Origin of the sequence: Pseudomonas sp. (assembly GCF_037994325.1) — a bacterium.
In the GTDB taxonomy this organism is placed as follows: domain Bacteria; phylum Pseudomonadota; class Gammaproteobacteria; order Pseudomonadales; family Pseudomonadaceae; genus Aquipseudomonas.
On record NZ_JBBNAH010000717.1, the window covers coordinates 1 to 2,881 of the forward strand.

3 protein-coding genes are annotated in these 2,881 nt (G+C 60.6%); all 3 read left to right on the plus strand.

Annotation, left to right across the window (positions count from 1 at the left end):
- Nucleotides 1-1,124: fimbria/pilus outer membrane usher protein (locus tag AAAB16_RS23815; protein WP_340665574.1), on the plus strand; the 1,124-nt coding region annotated here is incomplete at its 5' end.
- Between the two features lie 21 nt (nucleotides 1,125-1,145).
- Nucleotides 1,146-2,156: a spore coat U domain-containing protein gene (locus tag AAAB16_RS23820; protein ID WP_340665575.1), complete on the plus strand. Its 1,011-nt coding sequence runs from the start codon at nucleotides 1,146-1,148 to the stop codon at nucleotides 2,154-2,156.
- 71 nt (nucleotides 2,157-2,227) lie between these two features.
- Entirely contained in the window at nucleotides 2,228-2,821 is a 594-nt protein-coding gene (locus AAAB16_RS23825) for an HAD family hydrolase (protein WP_340665576.1), read from the plus strand.
- The last annotated feature ends 60 nt before the right edge of the window (nucleotides 2,822-2,881 follow it).

Here is a 2,881-nt window from a genome sequence, read left to right on the forward strand (position 1 = left end):
TCGGTTACAGCTATTACTCGCGCCAGTTTGGCTTTGGTGCGCAACACGTGCAGCGCAGTAAAGGCTATGTCGACGTCAGCATGCTCAGCGCCCTGGACCACGGCCGCGATGAACTGACCCTGGCGAAAACCACCGACCAGGTGACGTTCTCCTTTAACCCCGGCGATTTCGGCAATGTCGGCATCGGCTACTTCGCCAGCGAAACCATGGATGGCCAACGCACGCGCCTGATCAATCTGTCCTGGTCGCGCAGCCTGTGGGGCAACAGCAGTATGTATGTGGCGATGAACCGCGACCTTGATGGCGAAGGGTATTCGGCCGTCATGCAGCTGATCATTCCCTTTGATATGCGCTCGACCTTTAGCGCCAGCGTGGAGCGCGATACCCAAGGCAAGTTTCGTGAACGGGTCAACTACGGGCGCACGCCGCCCACCAGCGGTGGTGTGGGCTACAACCTTGGTTTCGCCACCGGCAGTGGCACCTATGAGCAGGCCGATGTCACCTGGCGTACGCCCTATGCCCAGGTGCAGGGCGGTATGTACCGCGACGACGGGCGCCTGACCAAGTGGGGTGATGCCACCGGCTCGCTGATTGCCATGGACGGCGAGGTGTTCCCCGGCAACCGCGTCGACGACGCCTTTGTGCTGATCAGCACCAGTGGCGTGGGCGATGTACCGGTGAACTTTGAACATCAGCTGGTCGGTAACACCAACAAAAATGGCCATCTGCTGGTGCCCTCGGTGCCTTCCTACTACGGCGGCCAATACGAAATCGACCCGCTCGGCTTGCCGGCCAACATGCGTGTGCCGCAGGTGGAAAACAAAATCGCCGTGCATCAGGGCAGCGGCGCGTTACTCAATTTCGATCTGCACCGGGTCGTGGCCGCCAGCATTGTGCTGATCGACAGCCGTGGCGAAGTGATCCCCCGCGGCAGTGAAGTAAAGGTCGACAACACGTCGCTACGCGCCTTTGTCGGCTGGGATGGTCTGGTGTATCTCGAAGGCTTGAATTCCCAGAACCAACTGCGCGTGACGCGGCCCGATGGCCAGCAATGCGCAGCAGCGTTTGCCCTGCAAGAAAGCGACGAAGAAGTGAATCTGGTCGGTCCGTTGACCTGCCGCTAATGCCTTAGCAAGGAGTGCAACATGTGCCAGATGCGGCAACAAATGTGCATGCAGCGGATAGCCCGCCTAGCGCGGCGCCTGCTGTTGACGGTGCTGGTACTGGCCAGCAGTGCTGCCCATGCCGTTTGCACAACCTCGGGCACCAACGTCAGCATGGGCACCATCAGTTCGCTGGCACTGCCCACCACCACTGTGGGTAACTATGGCGCCGCCGGTATCAGTTGTACTGGCGGGCTGTCGCTGTTGTCGGGCTCCTACATCCGCCTGATGCTCGACACCGCCAGCCTCAACCTTACCAATGGCGGCTACTCGATCCCCTATACGGTCAGCCTGACCCAGGGCGGCGCACCGCTCCAAAACGGCGTAACCGGCACCGCTACGGGGCTTACCGTGTTGTCGTTGGGCGGCGGCAGCAACAGCATCGCGCTGTATTTCACCATTCCCATGGGCCCCAATGTGCAGGCTGGCACATACACCGGCACGGTGAGTTTTCGCTGGTACTACGCGATCTGCGACAGCGGCTTGCTCGGCGCCTGCAACTGGGATCGCACGCCCGGGCTGGTGCAGAGCTGCTCGCTGGTATTGGGCATTCAGTTTTGTACCGACCCCACCAACTGGGGCACCGGCACCTTGACCAGCGCCACGCTGACCTTGATCGTGACCAAATCCTGCCTGATCAACACCGCCAATCTGGACGTCGACTTTGGCAGCAAGGCGCTGGTCAATCAGTTCACCAAGTTCACCCAAACCGTTAATGTCACCTGCACCAACAACGAAGGCTATAGCGTCAGCTTTGACAACGGCGCCAACTACTCAGCGCCTTGGCGGCGCATGGCCAGCGGCGCCAACCGGATGAACTACAACCTCTACCAACCCAACACCACGGTGATCTGGAACGTTGCTCAACCCATGACTTACCTGGGCACGGGAACGGCGCAGAACTTCACCTTTGATGCCGCGGTGGACGCGACGCAGAACAATGTGCCCGCCGGCAATTATCAAGACAGCGTGATTATGACGCTGAGTTACTAGGGGCGGTGCGCGCAGCACAGCCTACGTGCCGCCGTATACTCCCGCGCTATTTGCTGCACTGGAGAGTACTGATGAGCCTCGCCCCGATTCGCCATTGGGTGTTCGATATGGACGGCACCTTGACCATTGCCGTGCATGATTTTGCGGCGATTCGTCGTGAGCTTGAAATTCCCCCCGAAGACGACATTCTCCACCACCTCGCCGCGTTACCGACTGACGTAGCGGCCGCGAAACACGCCTGGTTGCTGGAGCACGAACGTCAGCTGGCGGTAAATTCCCAGCCGGCGCCGGGGGCGATTGAATTGGTGCGTGAGCTGCACGAGCGTGGTCATCAGCTTGGCATTTTGACCCGTAACGCTCACTCGCTGGCGCTGCTGACCTTAGAGGCGATTGGCCTGGGCGACTGTTTTGCCACCGAGGATATTCTCGGCCGCGACGAAGCCCCGCCCAAACCCCACCCTGGTGGGTTGCTGCACCTGGCCGAGCAATGGCAAGTAGCGCCTGGCGAGATGGTGATGGTCGGCGACTACCGCTTCGACCTCGACAGCGGCCGCGCGGCGGGCACCTACACCGTATTGGTCAACGTGGCAGAAAACCTCTGGCCGGAGTTGGCCGATTGGTATGCCAGAGATTGCCACGCGTTATTGCGCTTAAGCCGTGGCTAACCGGCAAAACACCGTCGTCCCCGCGCAGGCGGGGACCCAGAATTGAGCATGGGAATACCG

Excerpts from the sequence above, each read along its gene's own strand:
- AAAB16_RS23820 (WP_340665575.1), top strand. The coding sequence starts at position 1,146 with ATGTGCCAGATGCGGCAACAAATGTGCATGCAGCGGATAGCCCGCCTA.
- AAAB16_RS23825 (WP_340665576.1), top strand. The coding sequence starts at position 2,228 with ATGAGCCTCGCCCCGATTCGCCATTGGGTGTTCGATATGGACGGCACC.